This window comes from Kitasatospora sp. GAS1066B (assembly GCF_041262605.1).
Lineage (GTDB): Bacteria > Actinomycetota > Actinomycetes > Streptomycetales > Streptomycetaceae > Kitasatospora.
Map to the genome: position 1 here is coordinate 62,158 of NZ_JBGCCO010000009.1, position 25,126 is coordinate 87,283.

The 25,126-nt window shown below is 71.0% G+C and carries 26 protein-coding genes; 19 read left to right on the forward strand and 7 right to left on the reverse strand.

Features of this window, described 5'->3' with window-relative positions; all coding sequences use genetic code 11:
- Positions 1 to 17 precede the first annotated feature (17 nt).
- The 7 genes from ABH937_RS12185 to ABH937_RS12215 all read left to right on the forward strand — a co-directional run bounded on the left by ABH937_RS12185 (position 18) and on the right by ABH937_RS12215 (position 7,966).
- Positions 18 to 785 (forward strand): SCO2525 family SAM-dependent methyltransferase, encoded by a 768-nt coding sequence (locus ABH937_RS12185; protein WP_280689683.1) that lies wholly within the window; start codon positions 18 to 20, stop codon positions 783 to 785.
- Between the two features lie 45 nt (positions 786 to 830).
- Complete coding sequence (locus ABH937_RS12190) at positions 831 to 2,672, forward strand: SCO2524 family protein (protein WP_370218198.1); 1,842 nt, start codon at positions 831 to 833, stop codon at positions 2,670 to 2,672.
- A gap of 3 nt (positions 2,673 to 2,675) precedes the next feature.
- Positions 2,676 to 3,596 (forward strand): SCO2523 family variant P-loop protein, encoded by a 921-nt coding sequence (locus ABH937_RS12195; RefSeq protein WP_280689681.1) that lies wholly within the window; start codon positions 2,676 to 2,678, stop codon positions 3,594 to 3,596.
- 13 nt (positions 3,597 to 3,609) lie between these two features.
- Complete coding sequence (locus ABH937_RS12200; RefSeq protein WP_370218199.1) at positions 3,610 to 4,566, forward strand: SCO2522 family protein; 957 nt, start codon at positions 3,610 to 3,612, stop codon at positions 4,564 to 4,566.
- 53 nt (positions 4,567 to 4,619) lie between these two features.
- The gene (locus ABH937_RS12205; RefSeq protein WP_280689679.1) at positions 4,620 to 5,555 is read left to right on the forward strand and encodes an SCO2521 family protein; all 936 of its coding nucleotides are present in this window, start codon (positions 4,620 to 4,622) and stop codon (positions 5,553 to 5,555) included.
- Positions 5,556 to 5,630: 75 nt separating this feature from the next.
- On the forward strand, positions 5,631 to 6,608 hold the full coding sequence (locus tag ABH937_RS12210; RefSeq protein ID WP_280689678.1) for a DUF6879 family protein: 978 nt from the start codon (positions 5,631 to 5,633) through the stop codon (positions 6,606 to 6,608).
- 74 nt (positions 6,609 to 6,682) lie between these two features.
- Complete coding sequence (locus ABH937_RS12215; protein ID WP_280689677.1) at positions 6,683 to 7,966, forward strand: geranylgeranyl reductase family protein; 1,284 nt, start codon at positions 6,683 to 6,685, stop codon at positions 7,964 to 7,966.
- Between the two features lie 79 nt (positions 7,967 to 8,045).
- On the opposite strand, the gene ABH937_RS12220 is transcribed toward ABH937_RS12215, so the two are convergent.
- Entirely contained in the window at positions 8,046 to 8,741 is a 696-nt protein-coding gene (locus ABH937_RS12220) for a peptidylprolyl isomerase (RefSeq protein ID WP_280689676.1), read from the reverse strand.
- Positions 8,742 to 8,858: 117 nt separating this feature from the next.
- Between ABH937_RS12220 and ABH937_RS12225 the strand changes: the two genes are divergently transcribed.
- Positions 8,859 to 9,131, forward strand: coding sequence for a hypothetical protein (locus tag ABH937_RS12225; protein WP_370218200.1), 273 nt, complete (start codon positions 8,859 to 8,861; stop codon positions 9,129 to 9,131).
- A gap of 26 nt (positions 9,132 to 9,157) precedes the next feature.
- Here the strand turns inward: ABH937_RS12225 and ABH937_RS12230 are convergent, their stop codons facing one another.
- The 4 genes from ABH937_RS12230 to ABH937_RS12245 form a co-directional block, all read right to left on the reverse strand.
- Positions 9,158 to 10,141, reverse strand: a complete 984-nt coding sequence (locus ABH937_RS12230) for a hypothetical protein (RefSeq protein WP_280689674.1) — start codon at positions 10,139 to 10,141, stop codon at positions 9,158 to 9,160.
- Between the two features lie 81 nt (positions 10,142 to 10,222).
- Positions 10,223 to 11,107 (reverse strand): helix-turn-helix transcriptional regulator, encoded by an 885-nt coding sequence (locus ABH937_RS12235; RefSeq protein WP_280689673.1) that lies wholly within the window; start codon positions 11,105 to 11,107, stop codon positions 10,223 to 10,225.
- Positions 11,108 to 11,280: 173 nt separating this feature from the next.
- A complete protein-coding gene (locus ABH937_RS12240) occupies positions 11,281 to 11,487 on the reverse strand; it encodes a hypothetical protein (protein WP_280689672.1) in 207 nt (68 codons plus the stop codon).
- On the reverse strand, positions 11,484 to 11,807 hold the full coding sequence (locus ABH937_RS12245; protein WP_280689671.1) for a hypothetical protein: 324 nt from the start codon (positions 11,805 to 11,807) through the stop codon (positions 11,484 to 11,486). The genes ABH937_RS12240 and ABH937_RS12245 overlap by 4 nt, the downstream gene beginning before the upstream one ends.
- Before the next feature lie 125 nt (positions 11,808 to 11,932).
- Between ABH937_RS12245 and ABH937_RS12250 the strand changes: the two genes are divergently transcribed.
- Together ABH937_RS12250 and ABH937_RS12255 are read left to right on the forward strand one after the other, a co-directional pair.
- Complete coding sequence (locus ABH937_RS12250) at positions 11,933 to 12,775, forward strand: helix-turn-helix transcriptional regulator (RefSeq protein ID WP_280689670.1); 843 nt, start codon at positions 11,933 to 11,935, stop codon at positions 12,773 to 12,775.
- Positions 12,751 to 12,963: a DUF397 domain-containing protein gene (locus ABH937_RS12255; RefSeq protein ID WP_280689669.1), complete on the forward strand. Its 213-nt coding sequence runs from the start codon at positions 12,751 to 12,753 to the stop codon at positions 12,961 to 12,963. The genes ABH937_RS12250 and ABH937_RS12255 overlap by 25 nt, the downstream gene beginning before the upstream one ends.
- A 39-nt stretch (positions 12,964 to 13,002) precedes the next feature.
- Here the strand turns inward: ABH937_RS12255 and ABH937_RS12260 are convergent, their stop codons facing one another.
- Both ABH937_RS12260 and ABH937_RS12265 read right to left on the reverse strand, forming a co-directional pair.
- A complete protein-coding gene (locus ABH937_RS12260) occupies positions 13,003 to 13,512 on the reverse strand; it encodes a DinB family protein (RefSeq protein ID WP_280689667.1) in 510 nt (169 codons plus the stop codon).
- A 350-nt stretch (positions 13,513 to 13,862) separates the two neighbouring features.
- Positions 13,863 to 14,417, reverse strand: a complete 555-nt coding sequence (locus ABH937_RS12265; RefSeq protein WP_348533647.1) for a Uma2 family endonuclease — start codon at positions 14,415 to 14,417, stop codon at positions 13,863 to 13,865.
- 245 nt (positions 14,418 to 14,662) lie between these two features.
- Here ABH937_RS12265 and ABH937_RS12270 point away from each other — a divergent pair, with 245 nt between their 5' ends.
- The 9 genes from ABH937_RS12270 (at position 14,663) to nuoH (ending at position 25,120) form a co-directional block, all read left to right on the forward strand.
- Positions 14,663 to 15,598, forward strand: coding sequence for a DMT family transporter (locus ABH937_RS12270; RefSeq protein ID WP_370218201.1), 936 nt, complete (start codon positions 14,663 to 14,665; stop codon positions 15,596 to 15,598).
- A gap of 473 nt (positions 15,599 to 16,071) precedes the next feature.
- A complete protein-coding gene (locus ABH937_RS12275) occupies positions 16,072 to 16,431 on the forward strand; it encodes an NADH-quinone oxidoreductase subunit A (RefSeq protein ID WP_280689664.1) in 360 nt (119 codons plus the stop codon).
- A gap of 67 nt (positions 16,432 to 16,498) precedes the next feature.
- Entirely contained in the window at positions 16,499 to 17,053 is a 555-nt protein-coding gene (locus ABH937_RS12280; protein WP_280689663.1) for an NADH-quinone oxidoreductase subunit B family protein, read from the forward strand.
- On the forward strand, positions 17,050 to 17,799 hold the full coding sequence (locus tag ABH937_RS12285; protein ID WP_370218203.1) for an NADH-quinone oxidoreductase subunit C: 750 nt from the start codon (positions 17,050 to 17,052) through the stop codon (positions 17,797 to 17,799). Before ABH937_RS12280 ends, ABH937_RS12285 begins: the two co-directional genes overlap by 4 nt.
- Entirely contained in the window at positions 17,799 to 19,145 is a 1,347-nt protein-coding gene (locus ABH937_RS12290) for an NADH-quinone oxidoreductase subunit D (protein WP_280689661.1), read from the forward strand. Before ABH937_RS12285 ends, ABH937_RS12290 begins: the two co-directional genes overlap by 1 nt.
- On the forward strand, positions 19,142 to 19,882 hold the full coding sequence (nuoE, locus tag ABH937_RS12295; RefSeq protein WP_280689660.1) for an NADH-quinone oxidoreductase subunit NuoE: 741 nt from the start codon (positions 19,142 to 19,144) through the stop codon (positions 19,880 to 19,882). The genes ABH937_RS12290 and nuoE overlap by 4 nt, the downstream gene beginning before the upstream one ends.
- Positions 19,882 to 21,246 (forward strand): NADH-quinone oxidoreductase subunit NuoF, encoded by a 1,365-nt coding sequence (gene nuoF / locus ABH937_RS12300; RefSeq protein WP_280689659.1) that lies wholly within the window; start codon positions 19,882 to 19,884, stop codon positions 21,244 to 21,246. The genes nuoE and nuoF overlap by 1 nt, the downstream gene beginning before the upstream one ends.
- Positions 21,243 to 23,720 carry an NADH-quinone oxidoreductase subunit G gene (locus ABH937_RS12305; RefSeq protein ID WP_280689658.1) on the forward strand — a complete coding sequence of 826 codons (2,478 nt, stop codon included), beginning with the start codon at positions 21,243 to 21,245 and terminating at the stop codon, positions 23,718 to 23,720. Before nuoF ends, ABH937_RS12305 begins: the two co-directional genes overlap by 4 nt.
- The gene (gene nuoH, locus ABH937_RS12310) at positions 23,717 to 25,120 is read left to right on the forward strand and encodes an NADH-quinone oxidoreductase subunit NuoH (RefSeq protein ID WP_280689657.1); all 1,404 of its coding nucleotides are present in this window, start codon (positions 23,717 to 23,719) and stop codon (positions 25,118 to 25,120) included. The genes ABH937_RS12305 and nuoH overlap by 4 nt, the downstream gene beginning before the upstream one ends.
- Positions 25,121 to 25,126 lie beyond the last annotated feature (6 nt).

Genomic DNA, 25,126 nt, shown 5'->3' on the forward strand with positions numbered 1-25,126 from the left:
GGCGATAGGCCATGCCCATGGAACTCCTGCCCCTGGTGCCACCGGGAGGGCTGAAGAACAGCCAAGCTCCGTGGGACTCGTTCGATTCGCGCGACTACTTCGAGCACAACTACCGTTCGCTGCGTGAGGACGACCGGCGGATCCTGACCGCCGTGCGCGACCACTTCGGCGCCCACCTCGGACACAACGGCGGTGAGCTGCGCGGCCTCGACGTCGGCGCCGGGACCAATCTCTACCCGTCGCTGGCGATGCTCCCCTGGTGCTCGCGCATCACGCTCTTCGAGCGGGCCGCGGGCAATGTCGCGTGGCTGCGCGAGGAGGTCGGCCGGTACGGGGAGAACTGGGACGAGTTCTGGCAGGTGCTGACCGAACTCCCGGCCTACCAGGGCGTCGCCGACCCGCGGTTGCGGCTGGCGCAGGCCGCCGACGTGGTCCAGGGCGACCTCTTCACCGAACTGCCGCAGCGGGTCGCCGACCTGGGCACCATGTTCTTCGTCGCGGAGTCGCTCTCCACCGAGGCGGAGGAGTTCGTCAGCGCGGTCGACATCTTCGCCAAGGCGCTGCGCCCAGGCGCTCCGTTCGCGGTGGCGCTGATGGAGAACTCGGAGGGCTACGAGGTCGGTGAGCTGGTCTTCCCGGCCTACAAGATCGTCACCAACGACGTCGTCGACTGCCTGCGCGGCCACGCGGCGGACGACCTGCGGGTCACCCGGATCGAGGACGGACCCAAACTGCGCAACGGCTACACCGGCATGCTGCTGGCACTCGGGCGGCTGCGGCCCTGAGCCTGCGGGCCCGGGGGTGGGGGCGGACGGAAACAGGGGTGACACGTGCGGATCAAACCACGCCAGCAACTGCTGGAGATCTGGGAGGCGGTGGCCGCCCAGGGCCAGCACGGCCGGCTCTGGCAGGGCTCCGAGGGCGCCTACCGCAACAGCGTCAGTGACGCCGAACAGCTGCTCTGCCTGCTCTATCCCGCCACCGAGGTGCCCGCGCTGCGCCTGGAGGTGCCGGACCAGACCGCCGAGGACGTGCTGGCCGCGCTGCGCCGGATCGGCGACGCCGTGGAGATCCCCCGGGCGCTGCTGGACGGCCTGACCGGCTTCATGGACCGGCACAGCGTGGACGGTGCGCCGAGCTTCTCGGGCGGGGACTACTTCGACCCGGACGACCCCGATGTGGAGTTGACGCCCGAACAGCGCGAGCTCGGCGTGGTCGACGCCTACTCGCTGTCGATCACCCTCGCGCTCGCCACCCTCGGCTTCCTGAAGTACTTCGGCCCCGGCCTCACCCGCGCCGACCTGAAGCGCACGGCCGCCGAGTTGGAGGCGGCCACCAGCCGGCGGCTGTCGGCCGCGATGGTCTGCCTGCTGCGCTCGTTCTCGGTGAGCGCCTTCCGGATCGAGTCGGACCAGGGGCGCTCGCTCTGCGACATGATCAACCGGGCCGGCGAGCCGAACCGCGCGGTCGTCCAGCGGCTGCAGCGCCGGCTGGATCCGCTGCGCGCCACCATCCGTGACCGCTTCTCGCTCGGTCTGGCCGGCACCGACGACCTGGCGAACGACAACCTGCTCTTCGAGGTCGGCTGGTCCTGGGGCATCATCGAGAACGCCCCGCCGATCGACACCGACGAGCCGATCGGCGAGCAGCCCGAAGGCGTGGCCCAGGACGCCCCGTACCTGTACTTCACCGTGATCGCGCTGGACGGCATCGCCGACCTCTTCTCGGAGCGCACGCTGACCCTGGGCCTGCTCAACGAGGAGCAGCAGCGGCTGGCCCAGGCGCTGCGCCTGCGCTGGGAGCTGACCCAGCAGTACTGGTCCGCGCTGGCCCGCTTCGACGACCACTCCTGGCCGTTGGAGGACATCCCCTGGCGGACCACCGACCGCCAGGAGTCGCTCTACTTCAGCCTCCTGGTCACCTCCATCCTGGTGCAGGACCTGGTCCGCCGCCGGGCCACCGACGACGACCTGGCGCGGACCGTCAACGTGCTGGAGGAGCTGGCGATCCGCTCCAAGACCATCCGGCGGCTGGTGCCCGACGACACGTCGCTGCGGCTGCACAATCCGGGCGTCCAGCTGACCCTGCTGGGCAGCGAGCGGCTCGGTCCGCTGATGCGCTGGTCGGTCACCGACTTCTCCGCCCAGCTGCTCAAGCGCAGCGTTCAACTGCGCGGCCTGTCCCGGAACATCGGCGCGCACGAGCGGCTGCTGCGGCTGGCCGAGTCGGTGATGGACCACCTCTGGGAGCGCCGGATCGGCGCCGGGGTCGGGGTCGGGGCCAGGCTCTGGGACGACCTGAGCGGGGTCTACCCGCAGCTGGACGAGCCGGGCTCGCCGCTCTCCTGGAGCTTCACCGAGCGCATCGTGGAGAGCCTGGTCGCCGCCGCCAGCATGGTCCGCGAGACCCCGATCCGCAGCACCCGGCTGATCGAGCTCGCCACCGACCTGCTGAGCGAGGCCGACCACCTGCTCGACAAGGAGATGATGAACGGCTCCGGCGGCAACTTCGTCTCGGTGCACAACATGCTCCGCCAGGCCGAGGTGCGGCTGCAGCAGGCCCGCCGGCTGGTGCGCGACCGGCCCGGCACGGCATGCGCGCTGGCCTTGCAGGTCCTCACCTCCCTGGAGGAGCTCGCCGCGGCGCGGCGCACCACAGCCTGGGGGTCCTGAGCCGTGCTGATCTTCGCGATCTCCGACAAGGGCGGCACCGGACGGTCCGTCACCAGCGCCAACATCGCCTACCGCCGCGCCCTGCCCGGGGCCGATGTCTGCTACCTCGACTTCGACTTCGGCTCGCCCACCAGCGCCGCCGTCTTCGACGTGCCCTCGGCGCTGCGCGGCACCGAGCAGGCCGGCCTGCACTCCTACCTGCGCGGCGAGGTGGCCGAACCGCAGCGGATCGACATCTGGGCGGAGACCGAGAGCGCGGGCCTGCGGCCCCGCCCGGCGCAGGCCGGCCAGCTGGTGCTGCTGCCCGGCGACCGCGGCGGCGGCGAGTTCGTGCTGGGCAGCGACACCGTGCGGCGCTGCGCCGACCTCTTCCTGCGCCTGGAGGAGGAGTTCGAGATCACCCTGGTGGACCTCAGCGCGGGCCGCTCCTACGCCGCCCAGCTGGTCCTGGAGGCCACCGCGCTGCCCGAGTTGAGCAGCGTGACGGCGCGCTGGCTGGTCTTCCACCGGTGGACCAGGCAGCACATCATCGCCGCCGCCGGCCTGGTCTACGGCGACCGGGGCATCATGGCCACCGGCGCCTCGCGCGGGCACGAGCGCGACCGGCTGCGGGACTCGGTGCGGTTCGTCCGGGCCGCGGTGCCCAGCCCGTCCTCGCCGATGTTCGCCGAACTGCGGCCGGCCCAGGCACTCTGGCTGAGCATCTGCGACGAGGACCTCACCCGGCTCGCCTCCGAACACAAGCTGGGGCCGATGCTGACCCTGGGCACCGTCCCGCTCGATCCGGTGCTGCAGTGGCGCGAGCAACTCATCACCGACGAGGACGTGCTGTCGAGCCAGGTGGCCAACCTGGAGACGGCGCAGGCGTTCGCGGACCTGGCCGCGGCGCTCACCGACGACAGACGCTGGCAGTCGCCGCTGTGAGCCTGAGGGGGGCTTGATGGATACCACGTTCCGGGAGGTCTCCTCGGATCCGCGCACCACACAACTCCCGCTCTCGCACCTGTCCCTGGAGCTGGGCCACCTCTACATGGACGACTTCGCGGCCGGCCCCGGGCGACTGCGCGAGCAGTTCGCCCGGGTCAAGCCGTGGGCGGACGCGGCGCGGGCGGCCGCCACCAGGACCGGCGGGCGGCGGCCCCGGATCAGCACCTGCTTCCTGATCGACGACTACTTCACCCGGTTCTCCTCGCCCGCCGAGGTGCTGCCCCAGGTGCTCGCCGAGGCGGCCGAGTGCGGCCTGGTGATCGACTACCTGGCCCGCGAGTCGGCCTGCGCCGAGGTGGGCGCGGTGCGGCCGGCCCGGTTGGCGGAGGCTCGGCTGGTGCAGTCGCCGCCGCTGGGCAGCAACGGTTCGCGCCCGCCGGCCACCGAGGTCGGCTGGCTGAGCAACGGCGAACGCTCGCCTTCTGACCAGCCGGGCGAGGCGATGCAGGCGGCCGCCGGCTGGCAACCGCCGCGCGAGATCGAGGCGCGCCGGCACTCGGTCTTCCTGGACGTCGAGCTCTGGGACGAGCACGAGGGGCGGCGCACCTGGTCCTGCCCGTTCCTGGCCGCCGTCTGGCAGTTGCTGCGCCTGGGCCTGCTGCGCGACCAGGGGCAGGAGGTGCTGGCGCCGGTCCCGCGCGAGGAGACGTTTCCCGCCTCCTGGGACAGCCTGCCGCCGCTGGTCCGGCTCAACCCGGCCGCCGACCCGTTCGCGGCCTACCGGACCTGCTCGGTGCTGGCGTCGCGGTTCCTGCCGATCGAGCACGCCGTGCGGGTGATCCTCGCCCAGTGGTCGCCCGAGGAGTCGGTGCTCCGGCAGATCGCCGAGCGGGCCGAGCGGGAGGGGCTGACCATGCCGGACGACGTCACCGACCGGATCAACTACGTCTTCCACGCGCCGTCATGACGCGCCCCTCGGAGCCTTTCTCGACTGTCGGCCCGCCAGCTGGCCCGGACCTGTTGATCGGTGAGGTCAGGACCGCCCTGCTGCAGCACTCGGTGGCGCTGCCCCGCGCCGCCGCCGGCCAGCTGCTGCAACTGCGGCACGGCGAGCGGGTGCGGACCTCGGAGCGCCCCTCGGGCCAGGCCGTCTCGCCCGACCTGCTGACCGGCGTGGACTGCCCGCTGCCGACCGCCTCGGGCCGGGCGGTGCGCGGGGTCGGGACGGCAACCTCGCGCGCGGTGCTCACCGAGGGCCGGCTGCTGCAGGCCTCGGTCCGGGTGCGGATCGCCGCCACCGGCGGGAGCCTGCGGCTGCCCTGGGGCCACTACCTGGCCCGCCCGGGCACTGTGGAGCCGTCAGGGCGGCTGGCCGGCGCGGATCTGGTCGACGGCCACCTGTCGGCCGACCGCCTGCCCGGCGGCGCCCTGGACCTCGGGGCGATCGCCGAGCGGCTGCTGACGGACCTCCAGGGCCGGCGGGTGCTGGACCGCCGGGCGCCGTTCAGATCCCGGCGCACCCGGCTGCTCTGGACGGCCACCCGCGCCGAGCCGGGCGGCGACGGGCCGGGCGCGCTCTTCACCATCGAGGACGGCACGCTGCGCACGTTGCGGCTCACCCTGGAGCGGGTGGACCCGGTGGCAGTTGCCGCCTTCTGCGAGGACCTGGCGCTGCACGACTGGCTGCTGACCACCCTGGTCCAGCTGGTCGAGCGCAGCGGCCTCGGTTCGGCGCCCGGCCCCGAGCCGCTGCTGCGGCTGCGGCCGGCCGTCGACCACCTGCTGCACCTGTGGATGCCCGGCGCCCGGGTGGACCGGGCGCTCGCCCCGATCTGGGCGGGCCTGGAGACCCGACCCGGCTTCACCCGCCAGTGGGCGGCCACCGTCCAGCGCATCCGCGACCACCTGGCGCTGCAGGCCATCGGCCTGCCGGCGCACTCCTACCAAGGGGACTGACCGGCGCCACTGACCGGCACCACCGACCGGCACCACCGACCGGCACCTTCGCCAACACCGAGTACGGGGGCCCGTATGGCAACGGAACGGGAACACGGGATATCGCCACTGCTTCGCAAGATCATCACCACCACGGTCTCGGGTGGCACCACCCTGATGATCACGCTGCTGACCAGACAGTCGATCGTCGAGAGCGTCAACCTCTCGGTCCTGGTGGGCGGCGTCGCCCTGCTGGTCGAGTTCCTGCTGGAGTTCGACGCGCGGCTGGTCGGCGTCGAGGAGGTACTGGCTGAGCACACGGGGGTCGTGCAGCAGCTGATGGAGGGCCACACCCAGAAGGCGCAGGACCTGGTGGAGGCCGGCTTCACCCGGGTCAGCGAGGCGACTCGGCTGTTCCAGCTGATGGAGACGGGCCGGCTGGGGAACGGCCTGATGGGCGAACTGGTCCACAACGCCTCGGAACTGGGGGAGGACGGCACGCCGATCGTGCGGGACTTCGCGCAGCGCGAGATCCGCCGGCTCTCCGACATGATGAAGGAGCTGCAGGCCGGCCAGGCCGCCTACGACGGCGAGGACCAGGACTGGCTGCTCACCCTCACGCACAGCGCCACGGTCTCCATCGACGCGATCAGCACCTCGATGGACAGCGGCTTCTGGGGCAGCGGACTGGGCCGGCGCTACCTCGACGCGCAGCGTTCGGCGGTGCGCCGCGGGGTGCCGGTGCGCCGGGTCTTCGTGCTGCGCAAGCCCGATCAGGAGACCCCCGACGAGACGCTGAAGGTGGCCGGCGCCCAGGCGATGCTCGGCATCAACGTCCGGACGGTGGCGATGGAGGAACTCGCGCCCTGGGCCCGCCGCCCGATGTCCGACTTCATCGTCTTCGACGGGGCGATCAGCTACGAACAGAACACCGACGAGGGCGAGGGGCCGCAGGCGGCGCCGGTGATCGCCCGCACCCTGCTGGTGCTCAACCACGACACGGTGGTGAAACGGATCCAGCGTTTCGAGGACCTCTGGGCAGTCGCTCGGCCCCCTGGAGAGCACACCGTTTAGACTGCTGGGGACCTTCGGCCGGCCAGTCCAGCTCGAGCCGGTGCCCCGCAGCAGTGCTCAGGAGTGTGCCCGTCGTGACCGAGACCGCCGTAGAGAGCTCCGCTGACGTCATCGTGGTCGGGGCCGGCCCGGCGGGCTCGACCACCGCGTACTACCTGGCCCAGGCCGGGCTGGACGTGCTGCTGCTGGAGAAGACGGCGTTCCCGCGCGAGAAGGTGTGCGGCGACGGGCTGACCCCGCGGGCCACCAAGCAGCTGGTGGACATGGGGATCGACGTCTCCACCGGCAACGGCTGGCTGCACAACAAGGGCCTGCGGATCATCGGCGGCGGGGTCCGGCTGGAGCTGGACTGGCCGGAGCTCGCCTCGTTCCCGGACTACGGGCTGGTCCGCAAGCGGGCCGACTTCGACGAACTGCTCGCCCGCCAGGCCGAGAGGGCCGGCGCCAAGCTGTACGAGCGGTGCAACGTCAGCGGTCCGGTCCTGGACGAGCGCACCGGCCGGATCACCGGCGTGACGGCCAAGCTGGGCGCCGAGAAGCGCGAAGTCACCTTCCGCGCCCCGCTGGTGGTGGCCGCCGACGGCAACTCCACTCGGCTCTCGCTGGCCATGGGCCTGCACCGGCGCGAGGACCGCCCGATGGGCGTGGCCTACCGGACGTACTTCACCTCCCCGCGCGGCTCGGACGACTACCTGGAGTCCTGGCTGGAGCTGTGGGACACCCGCGGCCACGAGAAGAAGCTGCTGCCCGGCTACGGCTGGATCTTCGGCATGGGCGACGGCACCTCCAACGTGGGCCTGGGCATCCTCGACTCCTCGCCCGCCTTCGGCGAGCTGGACTGGCGCGAGGTGCTCAAGTCCTGGTGCGCGAGCATGCCGGCGGAGTGGGGCTACACCCCCGAGAACATGACCGACCCGATCCGCGGCGCCGCGCTGCCGATGGCCTTCAACCGGCAGCCGCACTACACCCGCGGCCTGCTGCTGGTCGGCGACGCGGGCGGCCTGGTCAACCCGTTCAACGGCGAGGGCATCGCCTACGCGATGGAGTCGGGCCAGATCGCCGCGCGCACCATCGTGCAGGCCCAGGCCCGGGTCACCGACGGCGGCCGTGAGCGGGCGCTGCAGGCCTACCCGGCGACGCTCAAGGACGTCTACGGCGGCTACTACACGCTGGGCCGGGCGTTCGTGAAGCTGATCGGCAACCCGAAGATCATGCAGATCGCCACCCAGCGCGGGCTGACCCACCCGATGCTGATGAAGTTCACCCTGAAGCTGCTGGCGAACCTGACGGACCCGCAGGGCGGGGACGCGATGGACCGGATCATCAACGGGCTGGCCCGGGTGGCGCCCAACGCCTGACGCGCCCTACCCGGTCGCCGTCGTCCCGTCGCAACCGTGCGGGGGCCGGCGCCGGTCGCGGCGCCGGCCCCCGACGCGGTCAACGGTCGCTGATCTTCACCGACTTGATGTCCACCGGCAGGGTCGGGAAGCCGTCCCCGGCGCCGTTCTGGTCGTCCTCACCGGCGGCGGCGATCTTCTGCAGCACGTCCAGGCCGCCGGTCACCGTGCCGAACGGGGTGTAGGCCGCAGGCAGCTTGGTGTCCTTCCAGACGAAGAAGAACTGGCTGCCGTTGGTGTTCGGGCCGGCGTTGGCCATCGCCACCGTGCCGGCCGGGTAGGTGGCGCCGGTCAGGTTCTCGTCGTTGAACGAGTAGCCGGGCCCGCCGCTGCCGGTGCCGGTCGGGTCCCCGCACTGCAGCACGAAGATGCCCTGGGTGGTGAGGCGGTGGCAGTGGGTCCGGTTGAAGTAGTCGTGCTCCGCCAGGAACCGGAACGAGAAGGTGGTGCACGGCGCGGCCGCGGTCAGCGCCTGGAACGTGATCGCGCCCTGGGTGGTGCGCAGCGTCGCGTGGTACGGCTTGGCGGCCTCGGTCGCGTCGAACACCGGAATGCCCTTGAACCGGTCGGCCGGCACGGCTTTGGTGAAGCCGCAGTTCGGCGCGGCCGACGGCGTCCGGGTGGTGCCTGCCTTGGCGTTCGGCGTCACGGTGGTGGCGGCGGAGGCGGCGCTGGTCGCGCAGAGCACCAGGGTGGCGGCGGCTGCGGTGGCGGCGAGGCGGGTGCGGCGGGTCATGTGAGGCCTCTCGGGAGATGACGGCATGTCATGCGCACAACGTCATGCCCAACTGCCCCGGAGTCGTTCCTTCGAAACCACTGACACGAACGAACGTTCATGTCAGGCTGTGCACCCGTGCGCCTCATCAACTGCGACTTCACCCTGCTCTGGGCCGGCCAGTCGGTGTCGCAGACGGGTGACTACGTCTTCGACACCACGCTGACCCTCTGGGTCGGCACCGTGCTGCACGGCTTCCACGGCCAGGTCGCCGGTCTGCACGTGGGCGGCTACGACACCGTGCTCACCGGCTCGGCGCTGCTGGTGGTGGCGGGCGGGGTGTACGCGGTGCTGGGGCTGCGGGAGCGCGTGGGCCGTGCGCCCGCCGTGCCGGTGCTCGAAGCGGGCTGACCGGCACGGCGGTTGCGGCCCCGGGGCTACTCGTTGAGGTGGGCGAGGATCAGGTTGGGGTCCTGGGCGGTGAGGTAGGCGGCGCTCAGGACGTAGACGGTGTCGCCGCGCAGGGCGATCGAGGTGGGGTTCTGCAGGCCGTCGGCCGAGGTCAGCACGAGGGAGTGGCTGCCGTCGGGCTGGACCAGTGCGACCTCGCCCGGGCCGTTGAGGGCGGCGAGCAGCTGGTCGCCGTGGCCGGTGAAGGCGAAGTCGTCGATCCCGGCCAGGCCGGTGGCCTCTGTGTGGACCGTGCCGGCCCGGCCGCCTCGCAGGACGGGGATGCGCAGGACGGTGCCCTGGTCGAGGTTGGTGGCCCAGACGGCCCCGTTGTGGATCTTCAGGCCGTTGGCGCCCAGAAAGCCGGTGGCGGCCAGCTCGGGGGCGGTGGACCAGGCGGTGGCGGTGCCGCCGCCGGTGGGCACGCTCCAGATGGTGCCGAGGACGGAGTCGGTGACGTAGAGCGTGTGGCTGCACGGGTCCAGGGCCAGGCCGTTGGGCAGGCCGTTCGCGGGCAGCGCGGCGATCCGCTGCGGCTGGCCGCCCGGGCGCAGGCGCCACACGCCGGTGAGGTCGGCGGTGCCGGTGGCGTAGAGGAAGTACAGGGTGCCGTCCTGGGCGCGGACGATGCCGAGGGTGAGCGGGAAGCCCAGCGCCGGGGTGTGGACGCCGCCGTCGGCGGGCGCAGGCAGGGTGGCCAGGATCCGGACCGCGCCGGTCGGGGAGACCTCGGCCACCTGACGGCCCTTGGCGAAGGTGACGTACGCGGAGCCGTCCGGCGCCAGGGCGACGTTCTCCGGCGTCTGCCCCTTGGTCAGGTCGAAGTGCGCGGCGATCCGCGCATCGCTCAGCGGGGCGGACGCGGAGGCGGTGGAGGCCGACGCCGACGCGGAGGCCGGGGTGAGCGTCGTGACAGCGGCCGCGACCAGCACGGCAGCCGAAACAGCGGCCTTGGAGAGTTTCTTGAACATGGTTCCTTCACGGTTTTCGGGCATGCGGCAGCGATCCGCCGACGCACAGGGGTGATTGGGGTGAGAGGGGGAAGGCTGGGGTCAGCGGGTGCTGACCCGGTTGTTGTTCGGGGTCTCGACCGGGGCGATGGCTCGGGCGAGCAGCGAGAGCGCGGCCCGCGAAGGCGAGCCCGCCGCCACCGTGCCGACCAGGATGTTCGGGCCGGGCCCGTGGCTCAGGGTCTGCTGGGTGACGGTCAGCGTCCCGATCAGCGGGTGCCGCATCTCGTAGCTCGCGATGTGGCCGGCCTTGACCCGGTGGTCGGCCCACATGGTGGCGAACTCGGCGCTCCTCGCGCTCAGTTCACCGATCAGCGCGTGCAGCGCCGGGTCGTCCGGGTACTGCCCCGCCCGCAGGCGCAGCGTCCCGACCGCCGCCTTGGCCTTGCTCGTCCAGTCCGCGTACAGCTCGCGGGTGTGCTGGTCGAGGAACACCAGCCTGGCCATGTTGGGGCGTTCGGCCGCCCGGTCCGGGGCAGCCGGGTCCAGGTGCCCGGCGAACAGCGCGTGTCCCAGCGGGTTCCATGCCAGGACGTCACTGCGGCGGCCGACCACGACCGCCGGGGCGTCCGGCAGCGCGTCCAGCAACTGCCGAGCCGCTTCGCTCAGCCGCTCCGGTGCGGGCCACCGGCCCCGGCCGCGGGGCTGGTGCGCCCGGGCCAGGTCGTGCAGGTGCAGCCGCTCGGACTCATCCAGCCGCAGCGCCCGGGCGATCGCGTCCAGTACCTGGGGCGAGGCGTTCAGCGAATGCCCCTGCTCCAGCCGGGCGTAGTACGAGGCACTCACACCCGCCAGCATCGCCAGCTCCTCGCGCCGCAGCCCGGGCACCCGCCGGCGCTCTCCGTAGGTGGGCACCCCGGCGTCCTCGGGCCGCAGCCGGGAGCGCCGCGCCTGCAGGAAGTCGCCGAGCCGCACCGTCGTGTCCATGAGTCGAGTATTGGCCGAAGGTGCGTGGCGCTGCCTCTCCCTGCCGCGGATAGGCAACGGCGGGAGTGGTGGTCGGACGGTGGGTGCCTCCGGTGTGGCAGGCGTGTTGTCGCCTGGCGTCAGCGAGCGACAACACGCCAGTTGGAGACGTCAGCTGAGGCTGACGGCTCCCGTCACGTCCGGGCGTCCGGCGGGCGGATGGCCTGGGCGAGGCGGAGTACCTCGATGGGGAGCAGGGGACGGAACTGGACCAGGACGGTCCCGGCGGGCGTGATGCGCCAGCCGGCCGAAAGGTCGGGGATATCGACTTCCGCGTCGTCGAGTGCGGTGGTCAACTCGTCCAGCGCGGAGGCGGCTTGGCGGTGCGCACGGAGGTTCACCGGTCGCTCACCAGCCACTTGGCGTCGACCTCCCACTCCGGGCCACCGCGAGCGGGGCGCAGGTAGACGAGCTGGCCGACGCGGTCCATGAAGACGCCGGTGCGCTGGTTGAGCGTGTCGTGGACCAACTCGCCGCGCTTGGTGGGGGAGTGGGGGTGCTCGGGCGGCTTGGCGGTGCCGTCGTCGCGGACCGTGGGGTAGGCGGGAGCCAGCCGGAGCAGCGCCTCGGGGCGACCTCCGCAGTCGGCCGGGCACTCGCACGAGGGGAGGCTGCGGTCGAAGGTGGGGGGCGGGGGTGGGTAAGTCTGATGATCAGTCATATCTGACTCTCCGTGCGCTTGCTGGGGCCGAATCTCACGATCCGTGTACCTAGCGTGGCGCTGTGGAGTTAGCATCGCCAGAGGGGGAGTCTTCAACCGGCCATGTTGTGAACGAGGGAGTGGTCATGCCGGCTCCGAAGGAACTTGATCCCACCATCTCGCTGGAGCACTATCTGGGGAACCAGGTGCGGAAGCGGCGGGAGGCGAAGGGGCTGACGCAGAAGCAGCTCGGGCAGATGATCTTCGTGTCGCACAACCGGATCGCCCAGATCGAGTTGGCGACGGATCCGCCGGGGCCGCATCTGATCGTGCTGCTGGATGCGGCGCTGGATGCGCAGGGAGACCTGATTGAACTCTGGGGTCACCTCGGGCTCGAGAGGGTTGACGACTACGCTCGGCTCTTCCTGATGCGGCAAGGGCAGGCCAGGATCATCCAGGAGTACGGCCTGGTGATCCCTGGGCTGGTGCAGACCGAGGACTACGTGCGAGCGATGTTCACAGCTGGGGAGGCTGTTGGGGAGCCGCCCGTGGCAGGAAAGCTTCCGATTCGGCTCGCTCGACAGCGGATCTTCGACCGCGAGGATCCGCCGTGGTACCGGCTCACGTTGGATGAGTCGGCTCTCTACCGGAACGTCGGCGGGCGGGCGGTGATGGGCGCGGAGCTGCTCCACCTGTTGGAACTCGGCAAGCGGCCCCGGGTCGAAATCCAGGTGGTCCCGTTCGGTGCGCTCGATCTCAATGCGCTGGGTGGATCGCTGTGCCTGCTCACGATGCCTGACGGTTCCCGGGCGGCGTACACCGAGGGGCTTCACACCGGCCGGTTCTTCGAGGACGCGGAGAAGGTCGCTCGGTTTACCCTCGTTTACGATCGGATCCAGGCTGCTGCGCTCGATCCCGAGATGTCGGCTGCCTTCATCCGGAACGTGATGGAGGAACGGTACGCATGGGACCTGCCGCCCCTGGCCTGAGCGCTGCCGTGTGGCGGAAGTCCAGCCACAGCAACTCCTCGCAGAACAACTGCATCGAGGTCGCCGACGGCTTCCCGGGCGTCACCCCCGTCCGTGACTCCAAGGACCCCGCCGGCCCCGCACTCGTCTTCCCCGCCCCCTCCTTCGCCGCCTTCATCACCGGTGTCAGGCGCGGCGATCTGACATGAGGACCGCAGCACCGGCGGAGCCGCGCTCCTGAAGGACGGTCAGCCCATCGTCTTCTGACCGTCGATGGCCTCGCGGATGATGTCGGCGTGGCCCGCGTGCTGCGAGGTCTCGGCGATGACGTGCAGCATCACGCGCCGCACCGACCAGCTGGCGCCGGGCTCGAACCACGGGGCCTTGGGCAGCGGGTGGCTCTCGTTCAGGTCCGCCAGCGAGGTCAGCATGGCGTCGGTCCGCTTCGCCGCGTCGTCGTACGCGGCCAGCAGACCGGCCAGCGTCTCACCGGGCTCCATGCGGAAGCCGGCCATGTGCTCCTCGAACCCGCCGGACATGGCCTCGGCGCCGCGCTGCGTGAAGTCGAACCACCGCCGCTCGACCTGCGTCACGTGCTTGATCAGCCCGCCCAGACAGAGCGCGCTCACGGTCGGCGTGAGTGCGGCCTGCTCGTCGGTCAGCCCCTTCGTGGTGTGGCGAAGGAAGTTGCGGTGCTTGTCCAGGGTGGCCAGCAGGTCCGCGTGCTCGCCGGTGATGGGGTTCTCGGTGGTGGTCATGGTCTCGGCCTTCCCTCGTCGTTGTCCGGTACGGATGACGTTACGAGGCAATGAGGTCAGATGCTGTCCTCAATGCCAGCGAGTCTCGACGGATTCCCTGTTCACTTCGGCCCGGATGAAACCTCGGCGCTGTGCCGCCACTGGGTGAGGAGTAGCGCGAGTGGCGCGAGATCGGCCAAGGGCTCCGAGGCCCGCGCCAACTCGACGCTTGGCGCAGCGCTTCGACGTGTCCGGCTCGCGCCAGGTCCGTGAGCAGGCGTCCGGTGAAGTCGACGATGCCGGCTTCCTCTGTGCGGCGCTGGTGCCGGCCGTGATGGCCGAGGCCGTTCGGTGTTCCGGATCGGCCTGGTCTACCGGCGGAGCGCGGTGGGGTCGAGGTCGAGTGGGAAAGGCTCGGTCAGAGCGGTGGTCTCGCCGACCTGAACCAGGCGGTCGACGTAGGCGCCGCGCTCAAGTTGGCCGAGGTAGAGGCGGGGTGCGGGCTCGAGCTCGAGTCGCCAGTAGTGGGGGATGCCAGCCGCCGCGTACAGGGCGGGCTTCATCTTCTTGTCCGTGACACGGGTGGAGGGCGAGGCGATCTCGACGGCCACGACGATGTTGTGTGCGCTCAGCGTGGTGCCGGCCTCGGCGGCAGCGTCGGCGTCGGCGATCACCAGGTCGGGGATGAGCAGGCCGTCGGGGACGATGACGTTGACCGCCTCCAGGACCTCGAACGGGGCTCCGCAGGCCTCGATGGCGGCACCCAGGAGCACGGCGAGCCGGGAGCTGGCCCGCTGGTGGGGGACGCCGGGGTTCGGGCTCATCAGCAGCGCACCCCCGACCAGTTCGATCCGGTGGTGGGTGTCTTCGGGCAGAGTCAGGACGTCTTCCACGGTCCAGGGCCCGCTGTGCTCAGTGGTGGCCACGCTCACGGTTCCTCTCACCTCCTTCGGTACTGCCATGGTGTCCGGCAGGGCACTGAGGCGGTACCGACACTCGGGTTGTTTGCCGAGGGGCCCAGGGCTGAGCCGGGCCGGGCCCGCGTGCGGCCCGGGCGTTCGCCGCCGCACCGCCGCCGGCGAGCGGCAGCCTAATGGCCAAAAGCCGTTGATCACCAAGGCGTAGCCGCGAAACGATGATCCGATCTACGCCCCCCGACGGACGGACCCCCATGCGAAGCGCTTCACAAGCAGCCGACCTGGCCGCTTCCCGTTCGCTGCTCGCCGATCTGCCGCTGCTCGCGGTGGCGGTGGTCTGGGGGTCCAGTTACCTCGCCGTCAAGCAACTGACCGACGCCCACACCGTGCTGCCGATGCTGGTGCTGCGGTTCACGGTGGTGCTGCCGGTCTTCGGGGTGTTCGCCTGGCGCGGGTTGCGCACGCTGGGGGCGGCGCAGTGGCGGGGGGCGGCGCTGCTCGGGGTGATCCTGGGCGGGATCTTCCTGCTGGAGAGCTACGGGGTGGTGCACACCTCGGCCACCAATGCCGGGCTGATCATCAGCCTGACGATGATCCTCACCCCGCTCGCCGAGAGCCTGCTGAGCCGCACCGCGATACCGCGTGCGTTCCTCGGTGCCGCCGCTCTCTCGCTGCTCGGCGTCGGGCTGCTGACCGAGGGCGCGGGTCTTCAGGCGCCCTCGTTCGGGGACCTGCTGGTGCTCGGCGCGGCGCTGACGCGGACCGTGCACGTGCTGGCGATGTCGCGCAGCCGGGCGCTGCGCGGGATCGACTCACTCGCCCTGACCTGGGTGCAACTAGCAGCCGCCGCAGTGGTGTTCGCCATCGCCGCGCCGTTCGGCGGCCCCGCGCCCTGGCGGGTGGCGGCCGGTTGGTCGCTCGGTCAGTGGAGCCTGCTGCTCTACCTCTCGCTGTTCTGCACGCTCTTCGCGTTCTTCGTCCAGATGCGGGCCGTGCGCGCCACCTCTCCCTCCCGGGTCAGCCTGCTGCTGGGCACCGAACCCCTCTGGGCCGCCGTCTTCGGCATCGCGCTGGGCGGCGACCGCCTCGGCGCCCCGGCCCTGCTCGGCGGCCTGCTGGTCCTGGCCGGCACCGAAGCGGGCCGCCGCGCGGTCCTGCCGGCGAGCGGCCTGGTGGCCGAGCCGGCTTGATCTCCTGGGGTGGGCGCTCCGCCGAGCCCATCCTGCCCGCCATTCGTGCGCTTGTGAACCAAGGGTCAAGCGCGTGCCCCTCCCTCGTCACCCCTGCGAGGGAGGGGCTCTATCACGTCAACATGAGGCCTGGAAATTTGCCATGATCGCCGCATAGTTGATATAGGCAAGTCGCTTTGACCAGCGGCTTGGCCAAGGAATATGACAGTTTGCGACCATCTGGGTCCGTTGCGTTCATATCTCGCGACTTGTCGCCATGGCTACCGGTCTGCGAGGTGTCGTAGATCACAAAGATCACCTCGGAACGCGTGTCGCAGATCACAAGCCGACGGGCATAGGATGCGCTCGATCCGGGCTTTGTGAACTGCCTCACATGGGGTGGATCTCGGGAACCGGACGGCTGGATCACCCCACGGTGACCCGGTGATTCCGATCTGCAGTCAAGGACGACTGGACGGAGGGAGCGAGGGCGGATGAATGCCTACGCGCCGATCCTCGTACTCGGTGCCATCGCGGCGGCGTTCGCGATCGGCTCCGTCGTGATGGCTTCGCTGACCGGCCCGAAGCGCTACAACCGGGCCAAGTTGGAAGCCTACGAGTGCGGTATCGAACCGACCCCGCAGCCACTGGGCGGCGGGCGGTTCCCGATCAAGTACTACCTGACGGCGATGCTCTTCATCGTCTTCGACATCGAGATCGTCTTCCTCTACCCGTGGGCGGTCAGCTTCGACGCCCTGGGGATCTTCGGGCTGGTCGAGATGCTCCTGTTCATCGCCACCGTCTTCGTCGCCTACGCGTACGTGTGGCGGCGCGGCGGCCTGGAGTGGGACTAGCGCGGTACTGACGGCACCAACAGCGCCGCGATCAGCTGGATTTGAGGCCACTGAGAGGGATGGGTAGATGGGAATCGAGGAGAAGCTGCCGAGCGGCTTTCTGCTCACCACGGTGGAGAGTGCCGCGGGCTGGGTGCGAAAGGCCTCGGTCTTCCCGGCCACCTTCGGGCTGGCCTGCTGCGCCATCGAGATGATGACCACCGGGGCCGGCCGCTACGACCTGGCCCGGTTCGGCATGGAGGTCTTCCGCGGTTCGCCCCGGCAGGCCGATCTGATGATCGTGGCGGGGCGGGTGAGCCAGAAGATGGCTCCGGTGCTGCGCCAGGTCTACGACCAGATGGCGAATCCGAAGTGGGTCATCTCGATGGGCGTCTGCGCGTCCTCGGGCGGGATGTTCAACAACTACGCGATCGTCCAGGGCGTCGACCACATCGTTCCCGTGGACATCTACCTGCCGGGGTGCCCGCCCCGTCCGGAGATGCTGATGGACGCGATCCTCAAGCTGCACCAGAAGATCCAGCACGAGCCGCTCGGCGTGAACAAGCGGCGGGCGCAGGACGAGGCCGAGGAACTCGCGCTGCACGCGATGCCGACCAGCGAGATGGGGTGGCAGCAGCGATGAGCGGCAACACCCCCGACAAGACCCCCGACAAGACCCCTGACAACACCCCCGAGGTCCCGATCCCGAACGGTCGCGCCGAACTCCCCGTCGAGGTGATCGGCAAGCGCCAGGGCATGTTCGGCGCCCAGGGCAGCGGCGACACCTCCGGCTTCGGCGGCCTGGCGGCTGCCATCGTGCTGCCCGCACCGGCCGAACGCCCGTACGGAGGCTGGTTCGACGAGGTGGCCGACGAGCTGGAGGGGGCGCTGGAGGAGCAGGACCTGGTGCCGGCCGCGGTGATCGAGAAGACCGTGGTCGACCGTGGCGAGCTGACCTTCCAGATCGCCCGCGAGCACCTCCTGCAGACCGTCCGGATCCTGCGCGACGACCCGGCGCTGCGCTTCGAACTCTGCCTGGGCGTCAGCGGCGTGCACTACCCGAGCGAGACGGGGCGCGAGCTGCACGCCGTCTACCACCTGCGGTCGATCACCCACACCCGGCTGATCCGGATCGAGGTCACCGCGCCGGACGCCGACCCGCGGATCCCGTCGGTGGTGAGCGTCTACCCGACCAACGACTGGCACGAGCGCGAGACCTACGACTTCTTCGGCATCGTCTTCGAGGGCCACCCGGCGCTGACCCGGATCATGATGCCGGACGACTGGCTGGGCCACCCGCAGCGCAAGGACTACCCGCTCGGCGGGATTCCCGTCGAGTACAAGGGCGCCCAGATCCCGGCACCCGACCAGCGGAGGTCGTACTCCTGATGCCCAAGTCTTCTGAGAACAAGACGGCCGAATACGAAGCGGGAGCGCGCGAGACCACCGAGGGCCGGGTCTTCACCGTCACCGGTGGCGACTGGGGCGAGGTGGTCGACGCCGTCGCGCGGGCCGACGACGAGCGCATCATCGTCAACATGGGTCCGCAACACCCCTCCACCCACGGGGTGTTGCGGCTGATCCTGGAGATCGACGGCGAGACGGTGACCGAAGCCCGGTGCGGCATCGGCTACTTGCACACCGGTATCGAGAAGAACATGGAGTTCCGCTCCTGGGTGCAGGGCACCACCTTCGTCACCCGGATGGATTACCTCACCCCGCTCTTCAACGAGACCGCGTACTGCCTGGCGGTGGAGAAGCTGCTCGGCATCACCGACCAGGTCCCGGACCGCGCCACCGTGATCCGGGTGCTGATGATGGAGCTGAACCGGATCTCCTCGCACCTGGTCTGCCTGGCCACCGGCGGCATGGAGATCGGCTCCACCACGCTGATGATCTACGGCTTCCGGGACCGCGAACTCATCCTGGACATCTTCGAGTTGGTCACCGGGCTGCGGATGAACCATGCCTACGTGCGCCCCGGCGGCCTGGCCCAGGACCTGCCCCCGGGCGCGGTCGACCAGATCCGCGAGGCCGTGAAGCTCTTCCGCTCCCGGATGCACGAGTACGACAAGCTGGCCACCGGCAACCCGATCTTCAAGGCCCGGCTGGTCGACGTCGGCCACCTGGACCTGGCCGGCTGCCTGGCGCTCGGCGCCACCGGGCCGATCCTGCGGGCCACCGGCCTGCCGCACGACCTGCGCAAGTCGGAGCCCTACTGCGGTTACGAGTCCTATGACTTCGACGTCGCGGTGGCGGACACCGCGGACTCCTTCGGGCGGTTCCTGATCCGCCTGGAGGAGATGAAGCAGTCGCTGCGGATCGTCGAGCAGTGCCTGGAGCGGCTGCGCCCGGGGCCGGTCATGGTGGCCGACAAGAAGATCGCCTGGCCGGCCCAACTGGCCCTCGGGCCGGACGGCCTGGGGAACTCGTTGGACCACATCCGGAAGATCATGGGCACCTCGATGGAGGCCCTGATCCACCACTTCAAGCTGGTCACCGAGGGCTTCCGGGTCCCGGTCGGCCAGGCGTACGTGGCGGTCGAGTCGCCGAAGGGCGAACTCGGCGTGCACGTGGTGAGCGACGGCGGGACCCGCCCGTACCGGGTGCACTTCCGGGACCCGTCGTTCACCAACCTGCAGTCGATGGCGGCGATGTGCGAGGGCGGCCAGGTGGCCGACGTGATCGTGGCGGTGGCCGGGATCGACCCGGTGATGGGAGGCGTGGACCGTTGAACAGCACTGACCTCGGCCTGCCGGCGCTGCCGGCCAAGCCGTATCCACCGGAGGTGCACGCGCGCCTCGCCGTGGACGCGAAGGAGCTGATCGCCCGCTATCCGCAGGCCCGCTCCGCGCTGTTGCCGCTGCTGCACCTGGTCCAGGCCGAGGAGGGCTTCGTCAGCGCGACCGGGATCCGGTTCTGCGCCGAGCAGTTGGAGCTCACCACGGCCGAGGCCACGGCGGTCGCCACCTTCTACACCATGTACCGGCGCCGGCCCGCCGGGGAGTACCACGTGGGGGTCTGCACCAACACGCTCTGCGCGGTGCTCGGCGGCGACCAGATCTTCGAGGAACTCCAGGAGCACCTCGGGATCGGCAACAACGAGACCACCGAGGACGGCAAGCTCTCGATCGAGCACATCGAGTGCAACGCGGCCTGCGACTACGCGCCGGTGGTGATGGTCAACTGGGAGTTCTTCGACAACCAGACGCCGCAGAGCGCCAAGCAGCTGGTCGACGACCTGCGGGCGGGCGCCGAGGTGCGTCCCACCCGTGGCGCCAAGCTCTGCTCGTTCAAGCAGACGGCCCGGATCCTGTCGGGCTTCCCCGACACCCGGGAGGGCGCCAACGAGGAGTCCGGCGCGGGCGGCGCCCCGTCGCTGGCCGGTCTGCGCCTCGCCAAGGGCGAGTCGCTGCCGGGCGCCCCGGGCGCCCGCGTGGTCTCCCCCCGAGCCGAAGGGACGGAGGCGTGATGACCGCCACCGAGCCGGCCGAGAAGCTGCTCAGCCCCGTGCTCTCCGCCTCCTGGGACGACCACCGCCCGTGGTCGCTGGAGACCTACCACCGCCACGAGGGCTACCAGGGCCTGCGCAAGGCGCTGGCGATGGACCCCGACGCGCTGATCGCCCTGGTCAAGGAGTCCGGCCTGCGCGGTCGCGGCGGCGCCGGGTTCCCGACCGGGCTGAAGTGGCAGTTCATCCCGCAGAACGACGGCAAGCCGCACTACCTGGTGGTCAACGCGGACGAGTCGGAGCCCGGGACCTGCAAGGACATCCCGCTGCTCTTCGCCAATCCGCACGCGCTGATCGAGGGCATGGTGATCGCCTCCTACGCGATCCGCTGCGAGCACGCCTTCATCTACCTGCGCGGCGAGGTGGTGCCGGTGCTGCGCCGGCTGCACGCGGCCGTCGCCGAGGCGTACCAGGCGGGCTACCTGGGCCGGGACATCCTCGGCTCCGGCGTCGACCTCGACATCACCGTGCACGCGGGCGCCGGCGCCTACATCTGCGGCGAGGAGACGGCGCTGCTCGACTCGCTGGAGGGCCGGCGCGGCCAACCGCGGCTGCGCCCGCCGTTCCCGGCGATCGCGGGCCTGTACGCCTGCCCGACCGTGGTCAACAACGTGGAGTCGATCGCCTCGGTGCCGTCGATCCTGGCCCGCGGCAAGGAGTGGTTCACCTCGCTGGGCACCGAGAAGTCGCCCGGATTCACCCTCTACTCGCTCTCCGGGCACGTCACCAACCCCGGGCAGTACGAGGCGCCACTGGGCGTGACGCTCCGTCAACTGCTGGACATCAGCGGCGGGGTGCGGTCCGGTCACCGGCTCAAGTTCTGGACCCCGGGCGGCAGTTCCACCCCGATGTTCACCGACGAGCACCTCGACGTCCCGCTCGACTACGAAGGCGTGGGCGCGGCCGGCTCGATGCTCGGCACCAAGGCGTTGCAGATCTTCGACGAGACCACCTGCGTGGTGCGCGCGGTCACCCGGTGGACCGAGTTCTACGCCCACGAGTCCTGCGGCAAGTGCACCCCGTGCCGCGAAGGCACCTACTGGCTGGTCCAGTTGCTCAAGCGGATCGAGGCCGGCGCCGGCGAGGCGGGCGACCTGGAGAAGCTGCTGGACATCGCCGACAACATCAACGGCAAGTCCTTCTGCGCGCTCGGCGACGGCGCGGCCAGCCCGATCTCCTCCTCGCTGCAGTACTTCCGCGCCGAGTACGAGCAGCACCTGGCCGAGCGCCGCTGCCCGTTCGACCCGGCCGCCGCCACCGTCTGGGCCGACGCCAAGCAGGCCAAGGCCCCCCAGCCCGCCACCGAGAGGGAGGTGCACGCGTGACCATCACGACTGGTGACATCAGCGGCTCCGCCGCGGGTCCGAAGACTTCGGTCGAGCTCGTCACGCTCACCATCGACGGCGTCGAAGTCCAGGTCCCCAAGGGCACGTTGGTGATCCGGGCGGCCGAGCAGATCGGCACCCAGGTGCCGCGGTTCTGCGACCACCCGCTGCTCGATCCGGCCGGCGCCTGCCGGCAGTGCATCGTGGAGATCGAGGGCCAGCGCAAGCCGGTCGCTTCCTGCACCATCCCGGTCGCCGAGGGCATGGTGGTCCGCACCCAGGTCAGCTCGCCGGTCGCCGAGAAGGCGCAGCGCGGCGTGATGGAGCTGCTGCTGATCAACCACCCGCTGGACTGCCCGGTCTGCGACAAGGGCGGCGAATGCCCGCTGCAGAACCAGGCGATGTCCACCGGCTCGGCCGACTCCCGCTTCGAGGGCATGAAGCGGACCTACGAGAAGCCGATCCCGATCAGCAGCCAGGTGCTGCTGGACCGCGAGCGCTGCGTGCTCTGTGCCCGCTGCACCCGCTTCTCCGAGCAGATCGCCGGCGACCCGTTCGTCGAGATGCTGGAGCGCGGCGCCCTCCAGCAGGTGGGCATCGGCGCGGGCGACGACTTCGAGTCGTACTTCTCCGGCAACACCATCCAGATCTGCCCGGTCGGCGCCCTCACCTCGGCCGCCTACCGGTTCCGCTCCCGCCCCTTCGACCTGGTCTCCTCGCCCAGCGTCTGCGAGCACTGCTCCTCGGGCTGCGCGCAGCGCACCGACCACCGGCGCGGCAAGGTGCTGCGCCGGCTGGCCGGCGAGGACCCGGACGTCAACGAGGAGTGGAACTGCGACAAGGGCCGGTTCGCCTTCCGCTACGCCCAGCAGCGCGACCGGCTGACCAGCCCGCTGGTCCGCGACCAGGCCACCGGTGAGCTGGTGGCCACCTCCTGGCCGCAGGCGCTGGCCGCCGCCGCCGAGGGCCTGACCGGCGCCCGCGCCGCCGTGCTGACCGGCGGCCGGGTGACGGTCGAGGACGCCTACGGCTACGCCAAGTTCGCCCGGGTGGTGCTCGGCACCAACGACGTGGACTTCCGGGCCCGCCCGCACAGCGGTGAGGAGGCGGACTTCCTGGCCGTCGCCGTTGCCGGGCGCGGCGTCGATCTGGACGGCAGCGGTGTCACGTACGCGGCGCTGGAAGCGGCTCCGGGCGTGCTGCTCGCGGGCTTCGAGCCCGAGGAGGAGTCGCCGATCGTCTTCCTGCGGCTGCGCAAGGCGAGCCGCAAGGGCCTGAAGGTCTTCGCGATCGCCGACCACCACTCGCGGGGCCTGGGCAAGCTCGGCGGCGCGCTGCTGCCGGCCGCCCCCGGCACCGAGGCCGAGTGGCTCGGCGCGCTGGCGGCCGAGGAGCCGCTGAGCGACGAGGCCGGACGGGCCGCCGAACTGCTGCGGCAGCCCGGCGCGGTGATCCTGCTCGGCGAGCGCCTCGCCCAGACGGCCGGCGCGCTGACCTCGGCGCTGCGCCTGGCGCACGCCACCGGCGCCAAGCTTGCCTGGATCCCGCGCCGGGCCGGCGAGCGCGGCGCGCTGGAGGCCGGTGCGCTGCCCGGCCTGCTGCCGGGCGGCCGTCCGGTCGGCGTCCCGGCCGCGCGGGCCGAGACCGCCGCCGCCTGGGGTGTGGCCGAACTGCCCGCCCGGCTGGGCCGCGACACCGGCCAGATCCTGGCCGCCGCCGCGCACGGCGATCTGGACGCGCTGCTGATCGGCGGCGTCGACCCCGACGACCTGCCCGACCCGCAGCTCGCCGAGGAGGCCCTGACCCGGGTCGGCTTCGTGGTCTCGCTGGAGCTGCGGCCCTCGGCCGTCACCGAACACGCCGACGTGGTGCTGCCGGTGGCCGCCGTCGCCGAGAAGGCCGGCACCTTCCTGGACTGGGAGGGCCGGGTCCGGCTCTTCGAGGCCGCGCTGAAGCCGGATCAGCAGATGGGCCGTCATCTCCAGTCGGACGTCCGGGTGCTGAACATGCTGGCGGACGCACTCGGCCACCGGCTCGCACTGCCCGACCTGCGGGCCGCGCGGCGCGAGCTGGACGCCTTCACCCCGTGGACCGGTGACCGCCCGGCCGCGCCGGCCGGTCACCCGGCCCCGCTGCCCAGGCCCGCCACCGGGCAGGCGGTGCTGGCCGGTTGGCGGCTGCTGCTGGACCGCGGCACCCTCCAGCAGGGCGACGAGCACCTGGCCGGCACCCGGCACGCCGCCGTCGCCCGGCTCTCGCCCGGCACCGCCGCCGAGATCGGCGCGAGCGGGGGCCGGCTGCGGGTCAGCGGCCCGGCGGGCTCGCTGGTGCTGCCGCTGGAGATCACCGCGGAGATGCCGGAGCGCACCGTCTGGCTGCCGCTCAACTCCACCGACCAGGGCGTGCACCGCACGCTCGGCACCACGGTCGGCCACCTGGTCACCATCGCCCCGGCAGGAGGGGAGGAGCAATGACGCACTGGACATTGGCCGCCGGCTACCAGACGCTCGGCTTTTTCGGGCGGGACCCGTGGTGGCTGGTCGTCATCAAGGCGGTCTTCTGCTTCGCCTTCCTGCTGATCACCGTGCTGGTCGCGATCGTCTGGGAGCGCAAGGTCGTCGCCTGGATGCAGCTGCGGATCGGCCCCAACCGGCATGGCCCCTGGGGCCTGCTGCAGTCGCTGGCCGACGGTGTGAAGCTCGCCCTCAAGGAGGACCTGGTGGTCTCCGGGGCGGACAAGGTGGTCTACATCCTGGCCCCGGTGATCTGCGCGATCCCGGCCTTCATGGCGATCGCGGTGATCCCGTTCGGCCCGGCCAACGACGAGATCTCGATCTTCGGCACCCGTACCCCGATGCAGCTCACCGACCTGCCGGTGGCGCTGCTCTACATCCTGGCCACCGCCTCGATCGGGATCTACGGCATCGTGCTGGCCGGCTGGTCCTCCGGCTCGACCTACCCGCTGCTCGGCGGCGTCCGGTCGGCGGCCCAGATGATCTCCTACGAGATCGCGATGGGGCTCTCGTTCGCGGCGGTCTTCATCTACTCCGGCTCGATGTCGACCTCGCAGATCGTCGACTCGCAACAGCCCACCTGGTTCGCGGTGTTGCTGCCGGTCTCGTTCATCGTCTACATCATCGCGATGGTCGGCGAGACCAACCGGGCGCCGTTCGACCTGCCGGAGGCCGAGGGCGAGCTGGTCGGCGGCTTCAACACCGAGTACAGCTCGCTGAAGTTCGCGATGTTCATGCTGGCCGAGTACGTCAACATGGTCACCGTCTCGGCGGTCGCCAGCACGCTCTTCCTGGGCGGCTGGCGGGCCCCGTGGCCGATCTCCACCTTCTGGGCCGGCGCCAACCACGGCTGGTGGCCGATGCTCTGGATCATCATCAAGATCCAGCTGCTGCTCTTCTTCTTCATCTGGCTGCGCGGCACGCTGCCCCGGCTGCGCTACGACCAGTTCATGAAGCTCGGCTGGAAGGTGCTGATCCCGGTCTCGCTGGTCTGGCTGGTGATGGTGGCCAGCGTCCGGGCGCTGCGCAACGAGGGCGAGGGCTTCGGCCGGGTGGTGCTCTACGTGGGCGCGCCGGTGGCCGCGGTGCTGCTGCTCTCGCTGCTCTGGGACGCGTTCCGGTCCAAGGAGGAGCCGCAGGGCGGCGCCGTGGCAGCGCAAGGCACCCCGCCCGAGGGTGAGTTCGACCCGATGGCGGGCGGCTACCCCGTCCCGCCGCTGCCGGGCCAGCAACTGCCCCCGGTGCCGCGTCGGCGCAGCCGGGTGCCCCAGGCAACTGCGCCGCAGCAGCAGTTGGAAGACGCGCTGAACGGCGCCAACGGCAGTGCGAACAGCGGCGCCAACCAGTCCGAAGGGAGCTGAACCGAG